1 rRNA gene is annotated in these 223 nt (G+C 34.1%); it reads left to right on the forward strand.

The annotated features are described in order from the left end of the window. Window positions 1-142 precede the first annotated feature (142 nt). Window positions 143-223 (forward strand): 5S ribosomal RNA (gene rrf, locus ACJDTP_RS28085); the annotation flags it as partial.

Here is a 223-nt window from a genome sequence, read left to right on the forward strand (position 1 = left end):
TGACTGATACTAATAGGTCGAGGGCTTGACCAATATAGTCAAGTTGTAAATACATTAAAGAAACTGTGTGCAATTTTCAAAGAATAATATAAAAAATACTTGACATAAGATGTGTTGCAAAGTATAATATTATTTGTAATGATCTGGTGATGATGGCATAGAGGTAACACTCCTTCCCATTCCGAACAGGAAAGTTAAGGTCTATTACGCTGATGGTACTGCA

It is taken from the genome of Candidatus Clostridium helianthi (assembly GCF_045310795.1).
Taxonomy (GTDB): domain Bacteria; phylum Bacillota; class Clostridia; order Clostridiales; family Clostridiaceae; genus Clostridium; species Clostridium helianthi.